Below are 21,686 nucleotides of genomic sequence, written 5' to 3' on the forward strand. Positions count from 1 at the left end.
GGAGGAGCGGTGGGATGCGGTCGAACACGGCGCGACGGGTGGTGACGGCGCTGCTGCTGTGTCTTGCGGTCGTGACGGCGCTGATCGGCATTCCCGTCCCGATCGCGCCCCGCACGGTGCGCCACCTCAAGCAGGAGAGCGCCCAGTCCCAGCAGTACGAGCGCCCCGCCTGACCCGCCCGGCGCCGACGCGCGACGCGGCGACCACGCGCAACGCGCGACGCGGTAACGACCTGCAATGCGCGACGCGGTGAGCCCGGGGACGACGCGCTACGCGGTGACGACGACCGAGTGCGCGACGCGGCGACGACCTACGACGCGGGCGGCGGCGGGTCAGGCGCGCAGCGCGGCGGTGGCGAACTCGGCGACACCCTCCGCGAACCCGGTCGTGGCACGGAATCCGAGGTCGGCGGCGGCGCGGTCGGGCGCGGCGACCACGTGCCGCACGTCGCCGAGCCGGTACTGTCCGGTCACCTCCGGCGCCGGTCCGCCGAACGCCTCGGCCAGCGCCGCCGCCATCTCGCCCACCGTGTGCGGCTGCCCGGACGCCACGTTGTACGCGTGGAAGCCGTCGCGCGGCGCGGCGAGGGCGGCGAGGTTCGCCGCGGCCACGTCACGTACGTGCACGAAGTCGCGCCGCTGCCCGCCGTCCTCGTACACGCGTGGGGGTTCGCCGCGTTCGAGGGCGGAGCGGAACAGCGCGGCGACGCCGGCGTACGGGGTGTCGCGCGGCATCCGCGGCCCGTACACGTTGTGGTAGCGCAGGGCGGTGACGGCGCCGCCGGTGGTCCGGGCCCAGGCGGCGGCAAGGTGTTCCTGCGCCAGTTTCGTTGCGGCATACGTGTTTCGCGGGTCTGTCGGGGCGTCCTCGGCGACGAGCCCGGACGCGAGCCACGATCCGCAGTCCGGGCAGCGCGGCTCGTACCGGCCGGCGTCGAGGTCGTCGGCGCGGCGCGGGCCGGGGTGTACGGTGCCGTGACCGGGGCAGGTGTAGCGGCCCTCGCCGTACACGACCATGGAGGACGCGAGGACGAGTCGGCGCACGCCCGCGCGGGCCATCCCGGCGAGCAGCACGGCGGTGCCGAGGTCGTTGCAGCCCACGTACTCCGGGGTGTCGTCGGTGTCGACGCCGAGCCCGACCATGGCCGCCTGGTGCACCACGGCGTCCACATCGGACAGTACGGTCCGGACGGTGTCGGCGTCGCGCACGTCCCCGCGCACCCACTCACCGTCCACATAGGACGGTACGGACCGGTGCGCGGCCGGGTGCAGCACGTCCAGCACCCGTACCCGTTCCCCGGCCGCACGCAGCGCGTCGACCACGTGCGACCCGATGAACCCGGCCCCGCCGGTCACCAGGATCACCGCGTACCGCCCGGTGCCGTGCCGTGCCCGCCCATCCCCGCCTCCGTCGTCCGCCGGTCTCCGGACCGGACGCTACCGGCGTCGACGGCCGGCGGATCTTAGGAAACGGTGACGCCTCACCCGGTGTGCGCGACCTCGGTGCGCCAGATCGCCGGCCAGCCGCGCCGCAGCCCGCGGCACACCCACAGCGGCCCGCCGTTCTCGTCGTTGTCGGTCGTCACGTGCTCGTCGATCCGCCCCGCCGGCCGTACGTCGGTGAACCAGCGGCGCAGCAGCGCGGGCGAGCCGTACCCGACGACGAGGGCGACGTCGGCACCGGTCGGCGGGGCACCGAAGTCGGCCATCGAGTTGTGCCCCGAGTACGCCCGGGGCAGGCCGCGCGCCGGACCGTACCGGGCGACGGCGCCGGCCTCGCCGTAGTTGCCGGTGAGGATCACCGCGCGGGCCCGCTCGTCCACCGGCATCCGCCGGTATGCCGCGGCCAGTGAGTCGGTGAACGCCGGCCAGCCGACCGTCTCGCCCGCGTCGTAGTTCGCCGCCGTCACGAACCCGGGCAGCCGGTCGCCGGGCAGCGTCGGCAGCAGCAGTACGGCGGAGGCGACCGCCGCGACCGCCGCGCCCACCACCAACCAGCGCCGCTTCATCCACGCGGTCACCGGTACCGCGCCCGCCGCGGCGAGGACGAGCAGCAGCGGCGCGTCGTAGTACCCCTTGCCGCCGGCGACGAGGACGAGCGCGAACGCCACCAGCCACGCCCACGCCAGCGACCGGAACCGTCGCCACGCCGGGTCGCGCAGCAGGACCACCAGCCCGGCGACCCACACCGGTACCGCGACCGGACTGATGATGACGAGCTGGAGCAGCAACGCCGACAGCCGACCCGAGTACGAGCCGTCGCCGGAGGCGATCCGGCCGGCCACGCCGAGCTGCGGGAACCCGTGCAGCGCCTGCCATCCCGCGTACGGCAGCGCGAACAGCACCGCGATCCCGGCCGCCGCCAGCACCCACCGGTCGCGCAGCAGCCGGCGCGGCCCGGCGATCGCGACGCCGGCCACCAGCGCCAGGCCGAGCAGCGCGGGCAGCGGCTTGTTCAGCATCCCGACGCCGAGCGCGAGCCCGGCACCGAGCGTCCACCGGGTGTCGCCGGTACGCAGCACGCGTACCACGAACCAGACGGCGGCCAGCCACAGCGTCACGTCCGCCGTGGTCGTACTGAGGATGTGGCCCGGCACGAGGACGATGCCGGAGATCGCGGCGACCGCGGCGGCGACCGTGCGCGCCGCCGGACCGGCGCCGAACTCCCGCGCGATCGCCCCCACCAGCACCACGCTCGCCCCGGCCAGCAGCGCCGATGGCAGCCGGAGTACGACGAGGTTGTCCGGCGCGACCGCCTGCGCCAGCCACGCCAGCGCCGGCGTCAGCGGCCCCTGGTCGACGAAGCCCCACGCCAGATGCCGTGCGCAGAGCAGGAAGTAGAGCTCGTCGCGGTGGTAGCCGTACCGCCCGGACAGGGCGACGAGCAGCACCGTCACCGTGCCACCGAGCAGCCAGGGGCCGGCGGTCCGTGTTCCGCGTTCTCCGGTCACGCCAACAGGATCCCGTACCCGCGCCAGCGCCGGCACCGCCGAACGGCCGGAACCTCGACCGTCCACTGTGGAGACTCAGGTGTACGGCTTCGTCGAGCGGTAGTACGCCTCGGCGCCCGGGTGCAGCGCCAGCGGGTACGTCTCGATCGCCGACCGGGTGGTGAGCTGGCGGGCCTCGTCGTGCGCCGCGACCAGATCCGCCCGGTGGTCGAACAGCAGCCGGGTCAGCGCCGCCACCGACGCCGCCGACCGGTCCGCCGCCGTGAACAGCAGGTTGTGGATGCCGAACGTCTGCACCGGCGGCAGCCGGTAGACCCCGTGCGCCAGCGTGCGCCGCTCGTACACCTCGCCGTAGCGGGCCTGGAGCTGCGGTACGGAGGAGTCGAGCGGCACGATCCGGACGCCCGGGTCGTGCCCGGCCAGCGCGGCGACCGCCGGCGTCGGCACCCCGCCGGAGAAGAAGAACCCGTCCAGCCGCCCGCTGCGCAACGCCCGCGCGGACTCCTCCGCACCCCACCGGTGCAGCTGCAGCGCGTCGGCCGGCACGTCGGCGATCCGCAGCAGCCGGTTCACGATCAGCTCGGTACCCGAGCCCGGCGAGCCCACCGACACCCGCCGCCCCCGCACCCCCGCCAGCGTACGGATCGGGCCGTCGGCGCGGACCACCAGCTGCATCAGGTCGTCGTACATGCCGGCGACGGCGGCGACCGGCAGCCGCCGGTGGAACGGCGGGCTCCCGTCGCTGGCCAGCATCGCCGCGTCGACCGTGGCGAAGCCGACGTCGGCCTTCCCGGCCGCCACCAGGTCGAGGTTGTCGACCGCGGCGCCGGTGTGCAGCACCGTCGTCGGGATGTGCCACTGGGCGCGCGCGGCGGCGGCGATGGCGGCACCGAGCTTCGCGTACACGCCGCCGACGCCGCCGGTGGCCAGGACGAGCCGGTCGAACGGTGGCTTCCGTGGGCCGCACCCGGCGAGACCGAGCCCGGCCAGCCCCGCCGCCCCCATCAGAGCGGTCCGCCGCCGCACCGCGCGCCCGCCACGCCCAGCGGCGCGGTCCGGCGCCGAACCCGCGCCCGGCAGCGCGGTCCGCCGCCTCATCGCGCGCCCGCCACGTCCGCCGCCCGCGTACCGGCGGGATCGGCGTCGCCGTGCGGTTTCCCGTCCGGGTCGGGAGTGAGCGGGGCCGGTGGCGCGGCGAGCATCCGTACCACCGCGTCGACGCCGCGCGGGTGCGCCGCCCGCAGGTCCAGCCCGCCGCCGGACGCGGTGAGCAGCGCGCTGGCGACGGTCAGGCCGAGACCCGAGCCGGCGATGTTGCGGTCGGTGGGTTCCCGCCAGCGCGGCTCCGCCGCGTGCGCCCGCTGCTCGTCGGACATCCCCGGCCCGTCGTCGACCACGTGGATCTCCACCCAGCGCTCGTCCACCCGCTCCGCTCGTACCTCGACGTGGGCGTCGTCGCCGGCGAACTTGAGCGCGTTGTCGATGAGCGCGTCGAGTACCTGGTCGAGGGTGTCGCGGGCGGCGAGGACGGGCAGCGGGGCGGGCGCGGTGACGGTGAGCCCGGCGCCGCCGCGGGACGCGACGCCCTGCCACGACCGCAACCGGTCGTCCAGTACGGCCGCGGCGTCGACGATCTCGGGCGCCGTCGTGTCGCCGACCGCGAACGCCAGCAGCGCGTCGCAGATCCGGGACAGCCGGTCCACCTCGTCCAGCGCGAGTACCTGCTCCTCGCCGCCCTCCGGCCGGACGAACGCGGCCAGCGTCTCGACCCGCAGCCGCACCGTGGCCAGCGGCGTACGCAACTGGTGGCTGGCGTACGAGACGAAGGTGCGTTGCCGGTCGACGAGGTCGCCGAGCCGGTCCGACATGGTGTTGAACGACGTTGCGAACTCGCGCAGCTCCGGCGGCCCGGTGGAGGTCGCGACCCGGCGGCGCAGCCGGCCCTGCGCGATCTCCTCGGTGGCGGCCGACAGCGCCCGCAGCGGCCGTACCAGCCAGCGGGCGAGCCCACGCGCCGCGACCGAGCCGGCCACCAGTACGAGGAGTCCACCCGCGGCGAACAGCCCCCACCAGAGCAGGATCGTCCGGCGCAGCGGACCGGTCGGCGACACCGTCAGCAGTACCCCGATCACCTCGCCGCCGCTGCCGACCGGCTCGGCGACGACCATCGGACCGGACTGCCACGGCCACACCGGGCCGGCCGGCGCGGACCGTTCACCGGACAGCGCCGCGTCGATCGCCGCCCGGTACCGGTCGGTGTCGTCGTCGGGCAGCCCGCTCGACGACAGCACGCCGACCCCGTCCTGCGACACGAGCACCGCGTGCACCCGGTACAGCCGGTCGTACTCGTCGAGGTCGGTGCGCAGCGCGTACGTCTGGCCGGTGGCGAGCGCCGGCGCGGCCAGCTCCGCGTACCGTTCGGCGTCGTTCTGGCGGTCGATGAACATGCGTCGCGAGTGGTCCGAGGCGACCACCACGGACAGTGCGACGACCAGGACGAGCAGCGCCACCCCGAACAGCGACAGGTACGTGAGGCGCAACCGTTGGGACACCAGCACCTCCGTCCACCACGCCGGCCCGGTGTCCGACGCGCCGGGCGGCCCCGTCATTCTGCTCGGACGACTTTACGAGGCTGTTTCGGCCGCCCCGTCCGCCGGCAGCAGGCGGTACCCGACGCCGCGGCTCGCGTCGATCCGGACCACGCCGGACAGCTTCGCGCGCAGCCCGGCGACGTGCACCTCCAACGTGCGCGCGCCGCCCGCCCACTGGTACCGCCAGACGTCGGTGAGCAGCTGCTCGCGCCCCACCACCTCGCCCTGGTGCCGGACCAGCGCCGCCACCAGGTCGAACTCCTTGCGGCTGAGCGTGAGCAGCGTGCCGTCCACGGCGGCCTCGCGGGCGTCGAGGTCGACGGCGAGCCGGCCGACGCGCAGCACGCCGCCGCGGGGCGGCCGGTGCCGGCGCATCACCGCCTCGATCCGGGCCAGCAGCTCCGACATCCCGAACGGCTTCACCACGTAGTCGTCCGCACCGGTACGCAGGCCGCGGACCCGGTTCGGTTCCGTGCCGCGGGCGGTGACGGCGATGACGGCCGCGCCGGTGCGCTCCTTGAGGGTGCCGCAGATGTCCAGGCCGTCGCCGTCCGGCAGGCCGAGGTCGAGCAGCACGAGGTCGCACGGCGGTGCCGCGAGCGCCGCCCCGCCGGACCTGACGTGCAGCACCTCGTACCCGGACCGGCGCAGGGAACCGCACAGCGCGTCCGCGAGACGTACGTCGTCCTCGACGACAAGGATGTCCATTTCGGCGCCCTTTACCCCGGACTTCGATGATTCGGTCCGTCGCAGGGTACTCGGACCGTCAACGCCCGATGGGCGCCCTTCTCTCAAGTCTTCCTCAAGATCCGCCCCGAACGTGAGCTGGCCCATGGCGGGCCGCCCTACTGTCCCTCCAACCGGACCGGCTCCCGCGCCACTGCCGCGGCGACGGTCACCGTCACATGTCACGTACGAAGGACGACCAGATGACTTCGCTGCCCGACACGGCCGCACCACCGGCCGCCCCGCCGGCCGGCCACGCGTTCTCCCACGAGGAGGCCGGCTACCAGCAGGGGCTGAAGAGCCGGCACATCCAGATGATCGCGGTGGGCGGCGCCATCGGCACCGGCCTGTTCCTCGGTGCCGCGCAGCGGCTGCACACCGCCGGACCCGCGCTCGCCGTCGTGTACCTGGTGGCCGGCATCTTCGCGTTCTTCGTCATCCGGGCGATGGGCGAGCTGGTCGTGCACCGCCCGTCGACCGGCTCGTTCGTGTCGTACTCCCGGGAGTTCATGGGGGAGAAGGCCGCCTTCTTCGCCGGCTGGATGTACTTCCTGAACTGGTCGACGAGCGGCATCGCCGACGTCACCGCCGCCGCCATCTACGTCAAGTACTTCTGGCCGGACACGCCGCAGTGGCTGCCGGCGCTCGTCGCGCTCGCCGTCGTCCTGGTCGTGAACCTGGTGTCGGTGAAGCTGTTCGGCGAGATGGAGTTCTGGTTCGCGCTGGTCAAGGTACTGGCGATCGTCGGGTTCCTGATCGTCGGCATCGTCGTGCTGATCAGCCGGCACCAGGTCGACGGCCACACCACCGGCCCGAGCCTGATCTTCAACCACGGCGGCTTCTTCCCGATGGGCGTGCTCGCCGCGCTGACGATCCTGCAGGGCGTCGTCTTCGCGTACGCCGGGATCGAGATGGTCGGCGTGACCGCCGGCGAGGCGAAGGACCCGCGCAAGGCCGTGCCGAAGGCGATCAACTCGATCGGCTGGCGGATCGCGATCTTCTACATCGGTTCGGTACTGCTGCTCGTCATGCTGCTGCCCTACACCGTGTACTCGCCCGGGACGAGCCCGTTCGTGACGTTCCTGTCGAAGCTCGGGGTGCCCGGCGCCGGCGGCATCATGGACCTCGTCATCCTCACCGCCGCGCTGTCCAGCGTGAACTCCGGCCTGTACTCCACCGGCCGCATCCTCAAGTCGCTGTCCGCCGCCGGTTCGGCGCCGAAGTTCGTCGGGCGGATCAGCCGCCGGGGCGTGCCGTACGGCGGGATCCTGCTCACCGCGGCGATCTACCTCATCGGCATCGTGCTGAACCTGGTCGTGCCGGACGACGCGTTCGAGATCGCGCTGGAGTTCTCCGCGGTGGGCATCATCGCGATGTGGTCGATGATCATGATCGCGCACCTCGCCATGCAGCGGAAGGCGAAGCGCGGCGAGCTGCAACGGCCCAGCTACCGGCTGCCCGGCGCGCCGTACACGAACTACATCACCATCGCGTTCCTCGTCGCGGTACTCGGGCTGAGCCTGTTCAACGGGCTCGCCGGGAAGATCCTCATCTTCTCCCTGCCCGGCATCGCGCTGCTCGTGGTGGGCGGCTGGTTCGCCGTACGCGGTCGGGTCAAGCGGATCGCCGCCGAACGCGCCGCCGCGCAGCCCACCCCGACCACCTGACCCGATTCGCACCTCCCGAGGAAAGGGCGGGGGCCGGCGTGGGGTTGCGCCGGTCCCCGCCGCACGTCCGGGCCGGGTTCGCGGGCCGCACGTCCGGGCCGCCGCGGCGGTGCCGTGCCAGGCTGGGGGAGTACGGGCGGTGCGGCGCCGCCCGCTGGTACTGCGGTGGTGGGGCGGATGCGCGTCGGTGTCGTCAGCTGCGGCACGATCAGCGGGATCTACCTGGCGAACCTCGCCCGGTTCCCCGGCACGGACGTCGTCGCGTGCGCGGACCTGCGACCCGAGCGGGCACGCGCCGCCGCCGAGCGGTACCCGGGGGTGCGTGCCGTGCCGGTGGCCGACCTGCTCGCCGCGCCGGACGTCGAGCTGGTGGTGAACCTGACGCTGCCCGACGCGCACGTACCGGTGAGCCTGGCGGCGGTCGAGGCCGGCAAGCACGTGTACACGGAGAAGCCGCTCGCGACGGGAACCGCCGACGGGGCGCGGCTGCTGGAGGCCGCCCGCGAGCGCGGGGTACGGGTCGGCTCGGCGCCGGACACGTTCCTCGGCGCCGGCGTGCAGACCTGCCGCGCGCTGCTGGACGACGGTGCCGTCGGCGTACCGGTGGGGGCGACCGCGACGCTGCTGTGCCCGGGACACGAGAGCTGGCACCCCGCCCCGGACTTCTACTACCAGCCCGGCGCCGGCCCGCTGTTCGACATGGGCCCCTACTACCTGACCGCGCTCGTCGACCTGCTCGGCCCCGTCACCCGCGTCGCCGGTACGGCCCGCGCCACGTTCGGCGAGCGCGTCGCCGCCGACGGCCACGTCATCCCCGTCCACGTACCGACGCACGTCGGCGCGCTGCTGGAGTTCGCCTCCGGCGCCGTCGCCACCGTCGTGCTCAGCTTCGACGTGGCGGCCACCGCGATCCCGTACCGGATCGAGCTGTACGGCGCGACCGGCACGCTCACGCTCGGCGACCCGAACGCCTTCGGCGGCCCGGTACGGCTCGGCCGGCGCGACGGGTGGACCGACGTGACCGTGCCCGACCGGTACGCCGGGAACGAGCGCGGCCTCGGCGTCGCCGAGATGGTCGAGGCGATCGACGCCGGCCGGCCGCACCGGGCGAGCGGTGCGCTGGCGCTGCACGTGGTCGCGGTGCTGGAGACGATCCTGACCGCCGCCCGCGCCGGTACCTGGGTGGACGTGGAGCCGGCGGGCGAGCGCCCCGCCGCCTTCCCCGGCCTCACCGCCTGAGCGGCGCGTACCGGCCGCCGGGTGGCAGCGGACGGGCGGGCGGAACGGTAGCGTCGGCACGGTGCTGCCCGTGGTGATCGTGGGTGCGGGGCCGACCGGGCTGGTGGCCGCGACGCTGCTCGCCCGGTACGGCGTGCCCTGCCAGGTGTTGGAGCGTTTCCCGGCGCCGTACCCGTGGCCGCGGGCGGTGCACCTGGACGACGAGGTGTACCGGGTGCTGGCCGGGATCGGCATGGGCGCGGCGTTCGGCGCGATCTCGCGGCCGGGTCGCGGGTTGCGGCTGCTGGATCCGCGGCGGCGGGTGCTGGCGGAGTTCGCGCGCGGCGCCGGGCCGCACGGCTTTCCCGAGGCGAACATGTTCGACCAGCCGGCCCTGGAGGCGGTACTGCGGGCCCACCTCGCCCGCCACCCGGCCGCCGTCGTACGCGACGGGGTCGAGGTGGTGGGGCTCGCGCCGGCCGCCGACCGGGTGGTGCTGACGGTCGCCGAGGACGGCCGCCACCACACCGTCACCGCCGGGTACGTGCTCGGCTGCGACGGTGCACGCAGCGCCACGCGTACCGCGATCGGTTCCGTACCAAGGGATCTGGGGTTCGCGCAACGCTGGCTGGTGGTCGACGTGGACACCGGTGCCGACCTCGGCCAGTGGGACGGCGTCGACCAGGTCTGCGATCCGGCGCGCGCCGCGACGTTCATGCGCACCGGCGCGCGGCGGTACCGGTTCGAGTTCCGGCTGGCGCCCGACGAGACGGCCGACGACTTCCGCTCCCCGGTACGGCTCGGCCCGCTCCTCGCCCCCTGGACCGGGAGTACGCCCCAGGCGGAGCTGACGCTCGTCCGCGTCGCGGAGTACACGTTCCGGGCGCAGGTGGCGGACCGGTGGCGGGCCGGGCGGGTGTTCCTGGCGGGCGACGCGGCGCACCTGACGCCGCCGTTCATCGGGCAGGGTCTCGGCGCGGGGATCCGGGACGCGGCGAACCTGGCCTGGAAGCTCGCCGGCGTCCTGCACGGCACCCTGCCCGCCCGGCTGCTCGACACCTACCAGCCCGAACGCGAGCGCCACGTGCGCGCGCTGATCCGGGAGGCGAAGCTCGCCGGCGCGCTGATGACCGCCGGCGGCCGGGCGGGCGACCTGGCGCGGCGGTTCGTGGCGCCGCGGCTGCGGCTGCTGCCCGCGGTACGCCAGCACGCCGCCGCCAGCCGTACGCCCGCGCTGCGCGGCTCCCCGCTGGTGGTCCGGCCGCCGCTGGGTCGTACGCTCGCCGGCACGCTCTGCCCCAACGCGCCGCTGCCCGACGGCCGCCGCTTCGACGACCTCGCCGCCGGCCGCTTCGCCCTCGTCACCCTCCCCGACCCGCCACCCGCCGTCGTTTCCCCGGCCGCCGCAACGCCCGACGCCTCGCCCGCCGGCGTCCCGGGAGCCGACGGTGCGGTGGCGCTCCTGCCGCCGCCGGATCCGCGGGGCGTGGTGCGGGTCGTCGCCGAGCCCGGCACCGTCCTGTACCGCTGGCTGCGTGCCGGGCACGCCCGCGCCGCCGTCGTACGCCCGGACGGCACGGTGCTGCGGGCGGACCGGGACGTGCGCGCCGCGTACGCGGGGCTGGCCCGGATCGCCGTCCGTTGAGCCGGATCAGCGCGGTACCAACCGGATCGTGGCGGCGCGGGCCTGCGGGCTGAGGACGCTGGCGACGATGTCCGCCGGGTAGCTGGCGTACTTCCTGCGGTACGCGGCGTCGATCCGGGACGTGGTGTCACGGTCCGGGCCGGCGTCGGAGAAGTCGACGTCGCGGTCAACGCCGCCGGCGTGGATGCGGCCGGCGTGCCGGGACCGTGCCCCGCGGTACCAGGGGCCGTCGGGGCCCCGGACGGAGCGCACGTACAGCTCGTCGCGGTCGCGGACGACCCACATGGTCACCGGGTCGCGCAGCGTACCGTCGGGGCGGAGCGATTCGAGGTCGAGTTCGACGGCGGCGCCGATCCGGTCGAGTTCGTCGCTGCTCCAGGTGGCCATCGCGGACGCCCCTCTCGTCCACCCCACCGTACGGGCGCGGCGCCGGGACGTACGGCGGAATCGGCGGGCGGTCAGTCGGCGGTGACGTCGAGGCCGAGGTGCCGGGCCAGCGCGGCGACCTGGTCGGCGTAGTGCCGGACGAACTCGGGGGACCGTGGGTCGGCGTCGCACACGCCCGCCACGACGTGCGGCAGCGTGGTGGTGGCCATCGCGGCGGACATCAGCATCACCAGGACGCAGGCCGGGTCGAGGTCGGCGGGCAGGCGGCCGGCGGCCTGCGCGGCGCGGATCGGCTCGACCGCGCCGGACAGCGACCGGGAGCGGCCGTCGTGGTCCGGGTCCGACCCCGGCCCCGTGTACTCCAGCCCGCTCCAGGCCAGCAGCCGCACCCCGTCGGGGTTCTCGACCGCCTCCATCGCGTACCGCCGGACCTGCTCGGGCAGCGGCGAGCCCGGGTCGACCAGCTCGGCCTGCCGCTCCCGCCACCGGTCGGAGATGGCGCGGTAGAGCCCTTCCTTGCCGTCGAAGTAGTACGAGATGAGCTGCTGGTTGACGCCGGCCCGGGTGGCGATGGCGGCGATCCGGGCCCCCGCGTACCCGTGCGCGGCGAACTCGGCGACCGCCGCGTCGACGATCGCCCGACGGGTACGCTCCGGGTCGCGTTGCCGCTCCTGCGGGGACGGGGACCGGCGCGCCTTGGACGGGGACATGCCGCGAGCATACCGCCGGGTGACCGTGGCAACCGTACGCAGGACTCAGTCACCCGGCCGGTCAGGAGCGGACGGCGAAGTAGACCGTCTGGGCGTCGAGCAGGAACAGGTCGGGACGGCGGTGCAGGCCGGCCGGGTCGTCCGGGTCGAGGAGCCGGTCGAGCGCGGCGAGGTCGTCGGCGGCCAGGTGGTCGGCGCCGCCGTCGCGTTCCCGCTGCATCGTGGTCGCCAGATGCTCCCGTACGGCGGGGGTCACGGGCGCCGGCAGGTCGAGCAGGAACGTCCGCGCGGTCGGGGTGAGGCCGGCCGCGGCGAGCAGCGCCGGCCAGTCCTCGGTCTCCTGCCGCGAACCGGGCAGGGAGGCGCGCATCGCCGCGAACCACTCCTCGTTCGCCGCGGTGATGCGGGACTGGAGGCCGGGGCGGCCGAAGCCGATGTCGCGCGGCAGCCACCGGGCCGGCAGTCCGCCCTCCAGCAGCACGAGCACCCCGCCGGGGGCCAGGGTGCGCGCGGCGGCGGCGAGCGCGGCCCGCTGGTCGCCCACGTGGTGCAGCGACTGGCCGAGCCACATCACGTCGACGTCGGCCAGCTCGGCGAAGGCGTCCGGCAGCGTGCCCAGCACCGTACGCAGCCGTACGTCCCGTTCGGCGGCCCGGTGTGCGGCCCGTTCGAGCAGGGCCGGCGCGCTGTCCAGCGCCACCACCTCCGCCTCCGGGTACGCCGCGGCGAGGCGCAGGCTGACCACGCCGGGGCCGCTGCCCGCGTCGACGATCCGGGCGGGCCGGGGCGCGAAACCGCGCGCGGCGGCGACGATCTGCTCGTACATCGGGGCGTAGATCTCGCCGCGGCGTTCGATGGTCTCGCCCATGCTGTTCCAGTCGAGGTCGCCGCCGTGGTCGTGGTGGTGGTGGCCGCTCATGCGGGTGTCCTTCCGTCAGTCGTCGGTACGAGGGTGCGGCGGTTGCGGGCCGGTGGACAAGTTTCGTTGCCGGTCCGGCAAACGCCGCCCCGGTGCACCCGATCTCATTGTCCACAGTGGACGGATCGGTGCCGGAGGATTAGCGGTAGGGGTCGCGAGGGTTAGGGCAAGGCAAGATATTGCCGTCGTGCCGCGCTTGGACGGTCAATGGTGACGTACGCGTTATCGAGTGCTGATGTACCGCAACCTACGGTGGGGAACCGAGCGCCGGGTGCGGATGGCCCGGGCTCGTCCGGGGGACCGTCTACGAGGTGGTGAAATGCGAGCAGGCAAGGCAGTGGCCGTGGGTGCGGTGGCCGTCGCGCTGATCGGGATGTCGGCGGCGTGCAGCAAGAACACGGGAAAGACCGACCAGTCCGGTCCGAGCGCGCAGGTCGCGTCCGGTGAGATCAGCACCGATCCGGCCGACTCCAAGGGGCCGGCGGCGACGATCGCGGGCGCCAAGCGCGGCGGGACGATCATCTCGTACCACGAGCGCGACATCGAGCACCTCGACCCGCAGCGGGTCTACATCTCCGACGGCCAGGCGCTCGACGAGCTGGTCACGCGGCAGCTCACCGCGTTCAAGGTCGATCCCGCGACGCACAAGTCGATGCTGGTGGGCGACCTCGCGACGGACGCCGGCACCGACGTCAACCACGACGGCAAGACGTGGAGGTACACGCTGAAGTCGGGGTTGAAGTACCAGGACGGGACGCCGATCACGGCCGCCGACGTGGCGTACGGGGTGGCCCGGTCCTTCTCGCCGAACCTCGCCGACGGGCCGCACTACATCCAGCAGTGGCTGGCCGGCTCGACGAACTACAACGCGTCGTACAAGGGGCCGTACAACGGGGGCGCCGCGGTGCCGCCCGGCGTGACGGTGCAGGGCAACACGATCACGTTCCACCTCAAGTCGGCGCAGCCCGAGTTCCCGTACGCGGCGTCCTGGGGCACGACCTCGCCGCTGCCCAGGGCGCAGGACAAGAACCCGAACGCGATCGACACGCACCCGTTCTCGTCCGGGCCGTACCAGATCAAGACGTACCACCGCGGTGACGAGCTGATCCTCGCCCGCAACAAGTACTGGGACGCGAAGACCGACCCGATCCGGCACGACTTCTTCGACACGTTCGACATGAAGATCGGTGTCAGCCCGACGGACCAGACCAACCGTGTGCTGTCCGACAACGGTTCCGACCAGTACGCGGTGGTCGACCAGCCCGGCGTCTCCAGCGAGATGACGCAGAAGGTGCTGACCGACTCGTCGGCGAAGAACCGGATCCTCAACGGGTACCTGTCGTTCGCGGCGCGGATCGACATCAACACCCAGCGGGTCACGGATGTCAACGTGCGCAAGGCACTCAACGACGCCTTCGACCGCTCCGGGTACATCCGGGCGCTGGGTGGCACCGCGCAGGCCGCGCCCGCCACCACGCTGATGTCGCCGACCCAGGCCGGCTACAACAAGTACGACGCGTACCCGGGTGCGGGCACGGCGGACGGCGTCGCCAAGGCAAAGAAGTTGCTCAACGGCAAGCACCCCAAGCTGGTGTACGCGTACCCCAACACCGAGGACGGGCAGAAGCTCGCCACCGTCGTCCAGTCGTCGTTGCAGCGGGCCGGCTTCCAGATCGTGCTGCGGCAGGCCGACCAGAACAGCTTCTTCACCGACATCGACCGCAAGAACAACGGCTGGGACCTGTACCCGACGAACTGGGGTGCCGACTGGCCGAGCGGTTCCACGGTCATCCCGCCGCTGTTCGACGGCCGGACGATCGCGCCGGCGGGCAACCAGGACTCGTCGTACCTGAACGCGGCCGACGTCAACGCGCAGATCGACAAGATCAAGAAGGAGCCGGTCAAGCAGGGCATCGGCGACTGGGGCAAGCTCGACCAGACGATCATGACCAAGTACGCCCCGTCCATCCCGACCTACTACATCAAGCAGCTCAGCGTGGTCGGGTCGAAGGTGCACGACGTCAAGATCGAGAACCCGCCCGGCGCGCTCGCGTACGTCGACGCCTGGGTCGGCTGACCGCCGCTCTCCCGGTCCTGGTTCGGCTCAACGGAGCCGAACCAGGACCGCCCGGCTCGGCGTCCACATCGTTCGGGTGGCCGGTCCCGTCGTGGGGCCGGCGATCCGCGTGTGTCCAGGATGGACGGTGGGATGATCGCGCGCATGGACATTCCGGTACCGGAGCCGATCCCGACGCGACGGCTGCTGCTGCGGCCGGTGACCGACGCCGACGTACCGGTGCTGGTGCGGCTCGCGACCGACCCGGACGTGCTGCGGCACCTGGGCGGGCCGCGGGACACCGGGCGGGCCCGGGCGCGTGCGGCCGAGCTGGTCGGCGCACCCGGCCACGTCACCGTGACGCTCGCCGACGGCACCCCGGCCGGCATCGTACGGCTGGCGCCGGACCCGCGGACCGGTGAGCCCGCGGTGACGTGCGCGCTGGCGCCCGGGCACCGGGGCCACGGGTACGGGCGGGAGGCGGTGGATGCGGTACTGCGGTGGGGATTCGGCCTGGCGCCGGCCGCCGCGGTGCCCCGGATCGTCGCCGTCGTCGGGGAAGCGGACGAGCGGTCCCGCCGCATGCTCGCGGCACTCGGCATGGTCCAGGTGGACCGGTTCACGGAATCCGGTGCGCCGCAAGCGATGTACGCACTGCACCGGACCGTACCGGGGCTGGGGCGGCGGCTGCGCCGGCACGTCGGTACGGACACGCTGCTCGCGGTCGCGGCCGGGGTGATCGTACGTGACGCGGCGGGCCGGATCCTGTTGCAGCACCGCGACGACGGCACGTGGGGCATCCCGGGCGGGGGCCTGGAGGCGGGGGAGTCGCTGGAGCAGGCCGCCGCGCGCGAGCTGTACGAGGAGACCGGTCTCGTCGCCGACTCCTTCACCCCGCTCGACACGTACTCGGGCCCCGAGTTCTTCCTGCGCTACCCCGACGGCAACCAGATGTACGTGGTGGGCGTGACGTTCCTGGCGAACGGCGTGACCGGTGAGCCGCGCGCGGACGGCGAGGAGGGCGTGGAGCTGCGGTTCTGCGCCCCGGGCGACTGGCCGGACGGGCTGAACTTCTACAACCGCCGGCTCCTCGACCGCTGCCTGCCCCGGCTGTAGCGCGCGGCCGCTCAGAGCGCCACGCGCAGCCCGGGGTGGGCGAGGACCACGGGGCAGCCGGCGAGCGCGGCGGCCTCGGCGAGCAGCGCCGGATGGTCCTGCCAGGCGCGCAGGTGGGTGAGGACCAGCAGCCGGGCGCCGGCGCGGGCGGCGAGCCGGCCCGCGTCGCCGGCGGTGAGGTGGCGGGGGATCGGCCCGTCGGCGTCGCTGCCGGACGCCTCGGCGAGCAGCACCCGGCAGCCGTCGGCCAGCTCGTCGATCGCCTGGCACGGGCCGGTGTCGGCCGTGTAGCAGAGCGCGTCGCCGATCCGGGTCGCCCAGCACTCGCCGTGGTCGACCCGGGCCAGCCGGACGTCGAGCGGACCGTACCGGTGGGGTCCGGGCGTCGCGATCGTCGGCGTGAACGAGTCCGGGTCGGTACGCAGGACGTCGGGCATGTCGGACGGCCCGGTGAGCGGCAGCGGCGGCGCGGCCGTCTCGGCGCGCAGCCGCCCGAGCTGGGTCAGGTCCGCATGGTGGTCGGAGTGCGCGTGCGACAGGACGACCGCGTCGACGTCGCCGGCCAGCACGTACCGCTGGAGCGGGCCGGACGCGCCGGGGCCGAGGTCCAGCAGCAGCCGGTACCCGCCGGCCTCGACGAGGTAGCTGGAACACGCCGAGTCGGGGCCCGGCGCCGAACCGGCGCACCCCACCACCGTCAGCCGCATGCCGGCACCGTACCGGGGGCGGTCAGTCCCAGGTGAGCGGGTCGAGGTGGAGGTAGAACCGCTGGCGGTCGGGGTCCGGCACCATCCCGTACCCGCGGGCGAAGTCGGCCTCGGCGGCGGTCGCGGTCGCCTCGTCCGGCCAGGTGGACCGGGCGGTCACGGACAGCAGCGCGAGGTCGGCGTGGCGGTCGGCGCGACCCAGCCGGCCCAGGTCGACGAACCCGATCACGGCGCCGGTCGCCGGGTCGAGCAGGATGTTCGGCAGGCACAGGTCGCCGTGGCAGACGACGGTGTCGGCGGCCTCCTGCGCGCGCCGCCGGTCCGCCTGGCCGGCCAACCGCGCCAGTAGTTCGGCGGGCGGCGTGGTCCGCTGCTCCACCGGCAGGAACTCCGGGTGCACGGCGCCGCGCGCGACCACGTCCCGGGCCCGCGCGAGCATCCACCCGAGTCCCCGATCGTACGGGCAGGCGGCGGTCGGCAGCGCGTGCAGCCGGCGTACCGCGGCGGTCACGGACGGCCAGGCGCGCCGCAACCCGGCCGGCGACACCCGGTCGGCGGGCACGCCCGGCACCGCGCTCGTCACCAGGTACGCCCCGGCGTCGTCGGCCACCCAGTCGAGCACCGTCGCCCCCGGTACGCCGGTGCCGGCCAGCCAGGTGATCCGGTCGCGTTCGGCGGCGAGCAGGTCGGCGCGGGCGGGACTGGCACACTTCGCGTACCGGGTGCGGTCGGGGCTGCGGAACACCAGGTCGCCGGACTCGCCGTCGGTCACCGGTGACCACGCCGCGAACCGCCGCGGTACCTCCGGGTCGGTCATGCCGACCAGCGTAGGTGGGCGCGGGTGGGTCCGGCGGTCCCAGGATCGGCGGTGCCTGCCCGTGGCCCGCCGGCGGGCGCATCGTGGTGGCAGCGAGACGAGAACCGAGGAGGACCATGCCCACCACGACAACCACGACGAGTCCGGGCGGCACGTTCACGCTGGCCGACGGCCTGACCGTCAGCCGCATCGGGTACGGCGCGATGCAGCTCGCCGGCCCGCACGCGTTCGGCCCGCCGGCCGACCGGGCCGCCGCCGTCGAGGTACTGCGCGAGGCCGTACGACTGGGCATCACGCACATCGACACCAGCGACTACTACGGGCCGTACGTCACGAACGAGATCATCCGGGAGGCGCTGCACCCGTACCCGGCGGGGCTGCACCTCGTCACCAAGGTCGGCGCGCTGCGCGACGCGGACGGCGGCTGGCCGCCCGCGCTCGCACCCGATCAGCTGCGGCAGGCCGTGCACGACAACCTGGCCCGGCTCGGCCTCGACGCGCTCGACGTGGTCAACCTGCGCGTCGGCGGCCTCGATCGGCCGGAACCCGGCTCCGTCGCCGAACCCTTCCAGGTACTCGCCGAGCTGCGCGAGCAGGGCCTCATCCGGCACCTGGGCCTGAGTACGGTGACCGCGGAGCAGGTCGCGGAGGCGCAGCGGATCGCACCGGTCGTGTGCGTGCAGAACTTCTACAACGTGGCGCACCGGGTCGACGACGAGCTGGTCGATTCCCTTGCCGCGCAAGGCATCGCGTACGTTCCGTACTTCCCGCTCGGTGGCTTCGACCCGATCCAGTCGGCGACGCTGAACGCGGTGGCGGGGCGGCTCGGCGCGACACCGATGGCGGTCGCGCTGGCCTGGCTGCTCCAGCGTTCGCCCAACATCCTGCTCATCCCCGGTACGTCCTCGGTCGCGCACCTGCGCGAGAACGTCGCCGGCGCCGCCCTCACCCTCCCGCCGGACGCCGTCGCCGAACTCGACACCATCGCCTGAAACGCCTGGTACGCAAGCGATCGGGGGTCGGCGGTCAGGCGGGGAGGGTGCCGAGGAGACGCGCGGCCTGCGGGGCGTACGTCGCGTCGCCGGTGGCCGCCGCCCGCCGCAACAGCGGTACGGCCCCGGCGGCGTCCCCGCGGCCGGCGAGGATCTCGCCGACCCGGTACGCCGCCTCGGCCACGAGTACCGGATCGTCGGTGCCGTCGAGGGTGCGGGTGTAGAAGTCGACGGCCTGGTCGTGGTGGCCGAGCCAGTAGCACAGCTCGCCGAGGTGCGCGACGGCGAGCGGCGCGGCGTCCGGCTTCGTCTCGGCGAGCTGGCCGAACCAGCGCAGCGCGGCCGGCAGGTCGCGGCGTTCCTTGGCACGGTCGGCGAGCACCCCGGCGGCCTCGACGGCGAACTCGCCGCGCGCCTCGGCCACCGTCTCCAGCAGCCCGTACGCCTCCTCGTCGGCCGGGTCGGCGGCGTGCCGGGTCTGCGCGTAGACGTACAGGGCCATCGGGAGGCCGCTCTCCGCGGCCGACGCGAGGGTGGCGAGCGCCGCCGCGTGGTCGCCCTCCTCGTCACGCTGCATGACGCCGATCAGGACGGCGGCGCGGACGCCGAACAGGTGCCCCGGCGTGCCAGGCCATCTCCGCGAGCAGCGCCCGCCCGGCGTCCCGGTCCACCGCCGACACCAGCTCCCACCGCCGGTAGTCGGCGACGCCCGCCGGCTTGCGCACCCGCGACACCCCGACCCTCGCGTACGCCGCGGTGGCGGCGGTGGTGTCGCCGGTCGCGGCGAGCGCGTCGCCGAGGTCCAGCCCCGCCCATGCCGCGTCCACCACGTCGCCGTACTCCACCACGCACCGCAGGTACGGCACGGTCGCGGCGCGGTCCGCGGCGGTCTCCTCGGCGAGCCGCTGCGCGTACGAGACGGCGGTCGTGCGGTGCCGCGTACCGGCGAGGCGGTGCAGCGCGCTCGCCGCACCGGCGTGGTCACCGGCCCCGGCGAGCCGTTCGACGGCGACGAGGACGTTGTCGCGCGCCCCGTCCGCGTCCGGTACGGCGGAGTCCGCGACCCGGGCCCAGGCGTACGCCGCGTCGGCCAGCTCGCCGCGCTGGTACAGGAGCTGGCCGAGCCGGCTCGCCGCCCGCGTCTCCGTCTCGTCCACCCCCGACGCCACGGCCTGCTCGTACAGCCGGCGAGCGGTGGCGTGGTCGCCCTGCTGCTCGCGGACCAGGCCGAGGTGGGCGAGCGAGATGGGCGACCATTCCGGGTCGCCGGCGGCCGCGGCCCGCTCGAACCAGCCGGCCGCCGCGGCCAGGTCGCCCTGGCCGGCGGCCTGCTGGCCGAGGGTGTCGAAGCCGGCGACCGCCGCGCGTTGCCGGCCCGCGGCGGCCCGCTCGGCGAGTTCCGCGACGCGGTCGAGGTCGCCGCACCGGGCGTGCAACTGGATCAGCGCGAACGCCGCGTCGTCGCGCAGTTCCGCCGGACCGGTCGCCGCCACCCGGGTCAGCACGGCGTCCGCGCCGTCGGTGTCGCCACGGTCGGCCAGCAGGTCGGCGAGCGCGAGGCCGGCCCGCGCCGACGCCTCGCCCTCGCCCGCCTCGACCGCCCGGCGGAACGCGTCGGCCGCGCCGTCCGGGTCACCCGCGTCGCGCAGCGCCAGCCCCAGGTTGTGCGAGGCGACCGCGACGGTCACCGGATCCGCCCCCGCCGCGGCCCGCTCGTACTGTCGGCGCGCCTCGTCGTTCTCGCCCAGCTCGCACAGTACGCCGGCGAGCTCGATCCGGACGGCGGGCGGGGTGCGGTCGCCGCCGACGTCGGCGACCAGTTCCAGCAGGTCGCGGGCGACCCGGTGGGCGCCGTCCCGGCTGGCCGCCACCGCCAGCTCCCCGCCGACCAGCGCCGCACCCCGGTACCCGTCGTCGTCCAGCCCGGCCAGCAGGACGTGCGCGGCGCCGAGCTGGCGCGCGTGCGCGGCGAGCGCGAACCCGGCGACCGCCGCCGACCCGTACGCCTCGGTCAGGCTCGCCTCCGCGCCCGCCCGGTCGCCCTCGGTCGCGAGCCGGAACCCGCGCTCCGTCGGCGATTCCGTGCCCGCCCGCCGTCGCGCGTGCGCCGTCACCTCCGGATCGCCGAACGTCTCCGCCAGCGCGTACGCCAGCTGCGCCTGCTCGGCCAGTCCCGCGTCCTGTAACCGGATCCCCAGGTTGTACGCGGCGCGCGCGGCGCAGTCGGCCGGCCCGTCGTCGATCGCCCGCTGGTACGCCTCGCGCGCGGCGGCCAGGTCACCGCGGTCGGCGTGCCGCTCGCCGATGTTGTTCCAGGCGGCGCACCGGATCCGGGCGTCGCCGACCGCCACCGCCCGCCGGTACGCGGCGACCGCGGCGCCGTGCCCGGCCAGCACCGTACCGAGGCTCAGGGCGGCGGGGCCGGCGACCGCGGGATCGTTGCCGCGGGCCGCGTCGGCGTACGCGAACTCCAGGCAGCCGGCCGCACCGCTGGCAGCGATCGCGTCCGCCGCGGCCCAGGCGGCGGCCGCCACGTCACCGTCCAGCGGCACCTCGTCGGCCTCCTCGTACCGGCCGAGGTCGGCGAGCACCCGGCGCAGCTGGTACCGGGCGTGCGACGCGAGCGGGCCGGCACCGTCGGCGACCCGGCGGTACCAACGCTCGGCGAGGTCGAGGTTGGGGCCGCCGCGGTCGTGCCGCAGGCAACCGGCCCGGAACGCGGCCTGTTCGGCCGGTGCGCCGGCGTCGGCGGGTACCGCCTCCCACGCCGCGAGCGCGCCGTCGAGGTCGCCGGTGTCCCGGCGCAGCGTGCCGAGCAGCAGCCCGGCCGTACCGCGGGAGTCGGGGTGGCCGAGGTCGGCGGCGAGGGCGAGGACCGCGGCGGCGGCGTCGGTGTCGCCGGCGCGCTGCCGGCACCGGGCGATGTCCACGGCGAGCCGGGACGCGGCCGCGAACGCCGCACCGTCGCGTACCGCGCGGAACAGTTCCCGGGCGGCGGTGAATTCATTCCGGAGGAGCTGGGCGGCGAATTGCGATTCCGCGCCGGTGGCCCGCTCGAATCGTTGTCGGGCCGCGTCGGCGTCGCCTTCGGCAATCAGCAGCGAACCGAACATGAAATCGTAATCCATTGACGCACGCCTCTCCGACCTCGTGTGCCGAGCGAGATTACCAACGCGACGGCGCAC

The 21,686-nt window shown here is 74.7% G+C and carries 19 protein-coding genes; 7 read left to right on the plus strand and 12 right to left on the minus strand.

All coding sequences use genetic code 11. From position 1 onward, the window contains the following. Positions 1-14 precede the first annotated feature (14 nt). Complete coding sequence (locus Aru02nite_RS09060; RefSeq protein WP_203656578.1) at positions 15-173, plus strand: hypothetical protein; 159 nt, start codon at positions 15-17, stop codon at positions 171-173. A 159-nt stretch (positions 174-332) separates the two neighbouring features. On the opposite strand, the gene Aru02nite_RS09065 is transcribed toward Aru02nite_RS09060, so the two are convergent. From Aru02nite_RS09065 to Aru02nite_RS09085, 5 genes are all read right to left on the minus strand, one after another. Then, positions 333-1,355 (minus strand): NAD-dependent epimerase/dehydratase family protein, encoded by a 1,023-nt coding sequence (locus tag Aru02nite_RS09065; RefSeq protein WP_203656579.1) that lies wholly within the window; start codon positions 1,353-1,355, stop codon positions 333-335. A gap of 125 nt (positions 1,356-1,480) precedes the next feature. After that, positions 1,481-2,950 (minus strand): ArnT family glycosyltransferase, encoded by a 1,470-nt coding sequence (locus tag Aru02nite_RS09070; RefSeq protein WP_239076552.1) that lies wholly within the window; start codon positions 2,948-2,950, stop codon positions 1,481-1,483. 75 nt (positions 2,951-3,025) lie between these two features. Further along, positions 3,026-4,048, minus strand: a complete 1,023-nt coding sequence (locus tag Aru02nite_RS09075) for a TAXI family TRAP transporter solute-binding subunit (protein ID WP_203656580.1) — start codon at positions 4,046-4,048, stop codon at positions 3,026-3,028. Beyond that, positions 4,045-5,559 (minus strand): sensor histidine kinase, encoded by a 1,515-nt coding sequence (locus Aru02nite_RS09080; RefSeq protein WP_203656581.1) that lies wholly within the window; start codon positions 5,557-5,559, stop codon positions 4,045-4,047. The genes Aru02nite_RS09075 and Aru02nite_RS09080 overlap by 4 nt, the downstream gene beginning before the upstream one ends. Positions 5,560-5,574: 15 nt before the next feature. Further along, positions 5,575-6,249: a response regulator transcription factor gene (locus Aru02nite_RS09085; protein ID WP_203656582.1), complete on the minus strand. Its 675-nt coding sequence runs from the start codon at positions 6,247-6,249 to the stop codon at positions 5,575-5,577. 221 nt (positions 6,250-6,470) lie between these two features. On the opposite strand from Aru02nite_RS09085, the gene Aru02nite_RS09090 reads away from it, so the two are divergent. The 3 genes from Aru02nite_RS09090 (at position 6,471) to mhpA (ending at position 10,797) form a co-directional block, all read left to right on the plus strand. After that, entirely contained in the window at positions 6,471-7,934 is a 1,464-nt protein-coding gene (locus Aru02nite_RS09090; protein WP_203656584.1) for an amino acid permease, read from the plus strand. Between the two features lie 177 nt (positions 7,935-8,111). Then, on the plus strand, positions 8,112-9,173 hold the full coding sequence (locus Aru02nite_RS09095) for a Gfo/Idh/MocA family protein (RefSeq protein WP_203656586.1): 1,062 nt from the start codon (positions 8,112-8,114) through the stop codon (positions 9,171-9,173). A gap of 61 nt (positions 9,174-9,234) precedes the next feature. Further along, complete coding sequence (gene mhpA / locus Aru02nite_RS09100) at positions 9,235-10,797, plus strand: bifunctional 3-(3-hydroxy-phenyl)propionate/3-hydroxycinnamic acid hydroxylase MhpA (RefSeq protein WP_203656588.1); 1,563 nt, start codon at positions 9,235-9,237, stop codon at positions 10,795-10,797. Between the two features lie 6 nt (positions 10,798-10,803). On the opposite strand, the gene Aru02nite_RS09105 is transcribed toward mhpA, so the two are convergent. The 3 genes from Aru02nite_RS09105 to Aru02nite_RS09115 form a co-directional block, all read right to left on the minus strand. Beyond that, positions 10,804-11,184: a DUF2255 family protein gene (locus Aru02nite_RS09105; protein WP_203656590.1), complete on the minus strand. Its 381-nt coding sequence runs from the start codon at positions 11,182-11,184 to the stop codon at positions 10,804-10,806. Positions 11,185-11,255: 71 nt separating this feature from the next. Next, complete coding sequence (locus tag Aru02nite_RS09110; protein WP_203656592.1) at positions 11,256-11,894, minus strand: TetR/AcrR family transcriptional regulator; 639 nt, start codon at positions 11,892-11,894, stop codon at positions 11,256-11,258. A 61-nt stretch (positions 11,895-11,955) separates the two neighbouring features. Then, positions 11,956-12,813, minus strand: a complete 858-nt coding sequence (locus Aru02nite_RS09115; protein WP_203656594.1) for a class I SAM-dependent methyltransferase — start codon at positions 12,811-12,813, stop codon at positions 11,956-11,958. Positions 12,814-13,132: 319 nt separating this feature from the next. Here Aru02nite_RS09115 and Aru02nite_RS09120 point away from each other — a divergent pair, with 319 nt between their 5' ends. Together Aru02nite_RS09120 and Aru02nite_RS09125 are read left to right on the plus strand one after the other, a co-directional pair. Continuing rightward, positions 13,133-14,890, plus strand: coding sequence for an ABC transporter substrate-binding protein (locus Aru02nite_RS09120; protein WP_203656596.1), 1,758 nt, complete (start codon positions 13,133-13,135; stop codon positions 14,888-14,890). Positions 14,891-15,034: 144 nt separating this feature from the next. Then, positions 15,035-15,985 (plus strand): GNAT family N-acetyltransferase, encoded by a 951-nt coding sequence (locus tag Aru02nite_RS09125; protein ID WP_203656598.1) that lies wholly within the window; start codon positions 15,035-15,037, stop codon positions 15,983-15,985. Positions 15,986-15,996: 11 nt separating this feature from the next. On the opposite strand, the gene Aru02nite_RS09130 is transcribed toward Aru02nite_RS09125, so the two are convergent. Both Aru02nite_RS09130 and Aru02nite_RS09135 read right to left on the minus strand, forming a co-directional pair. After that, the gene (locus Aru02nite_RS09130) at positions 15,997-16,692 is read right to left on the minus strand and encodes an MBL fold metallo-hydrolase (RefSeq protein WP_203656600.1); all 696 of its coding nucleotides are present in this window, start codon (positions 16,690-16,692) and stop codon (positions 15,997-15,999) included. Between the two features lie 22 nt (positions 16,693-16,714). Beyond that, the gene (locus tag Aru02nite_RS09135; protein WP_203656602.1) at positions 16,715-17,509 is read right to left on the minus strand and encodes an APH(3'') family aminoglycoside O-phosphotransferase; all 795 of its coding nucleotides are present in this window, start codon (positions 17,507-17,509) and stop codon (positions 16,715-16,717) included. Positions 17,510-17,625: 116 nt separating this feature from the next. Between Aru02nite_RS09135 and Aru02nite_RS09140 the strand changes: the two genes are divergently transcribed. Continuing rightward, positions 17,626-18,501 (plus strand): oxidoreductase, encoded by an 876-nt coding sequence (locus Aru02nite_RS09140; RefSeq protein WP_203656604.1) that lies wholly within the window; start codon positions 17,626-17,628, stop codon positions 18,499-18,501. 34 nt (positions 18,502-18,535) lie between these two features. On the opposite strand, the gene Aru02nite_RS09145 is transcribed toward Aru02nite_RS09140, so the two are convergent. Together Aru02nite_RS09145 and Aru02nite_RS09150 are read right to left on the minus strand one after the other, a co-directional pair. Beyond that, the gene (locus Aru02nite_RS09145; RefSeq protein WP_203656606.1) at positions 18,536-19,078 is read right to left on the minus strand and encodes a tetratricopeptide repeat protein; all 543 of its coding nucleotides are present in this window, start codon (positions 19,076-19,078) and stop codon (positions 18,536-18,538) included. Next, positions 19,068-21,614, minus strand: a complete 2,547-nt coding sequence (locus tag Aru02nite_RS09150; RefSeq protein ID WP_203656608.1) for a tetratricopeptide repeat protein — start codon at positions 21,612-21,614, stop codon at positions 19,068-19,070. The genes Aru02nite_RS09145 and Aru02nite_RS09150 overlap by 11 nt, the downstream gene beginning before the upstream one ends. Positions 21,615-21,686: the final 72 nt, after the last annotated feature.

The organism is Actinocatenispora rupis, assembly GCF_016861975.1.
Taxonomy (GTDB): domain Bacteria; phylum Actinomycetota; class Actinomycetes; order Mycobacteriales; family Micromonosporaceae; genus Actinocatenispora; species Actinocatenispora rupis.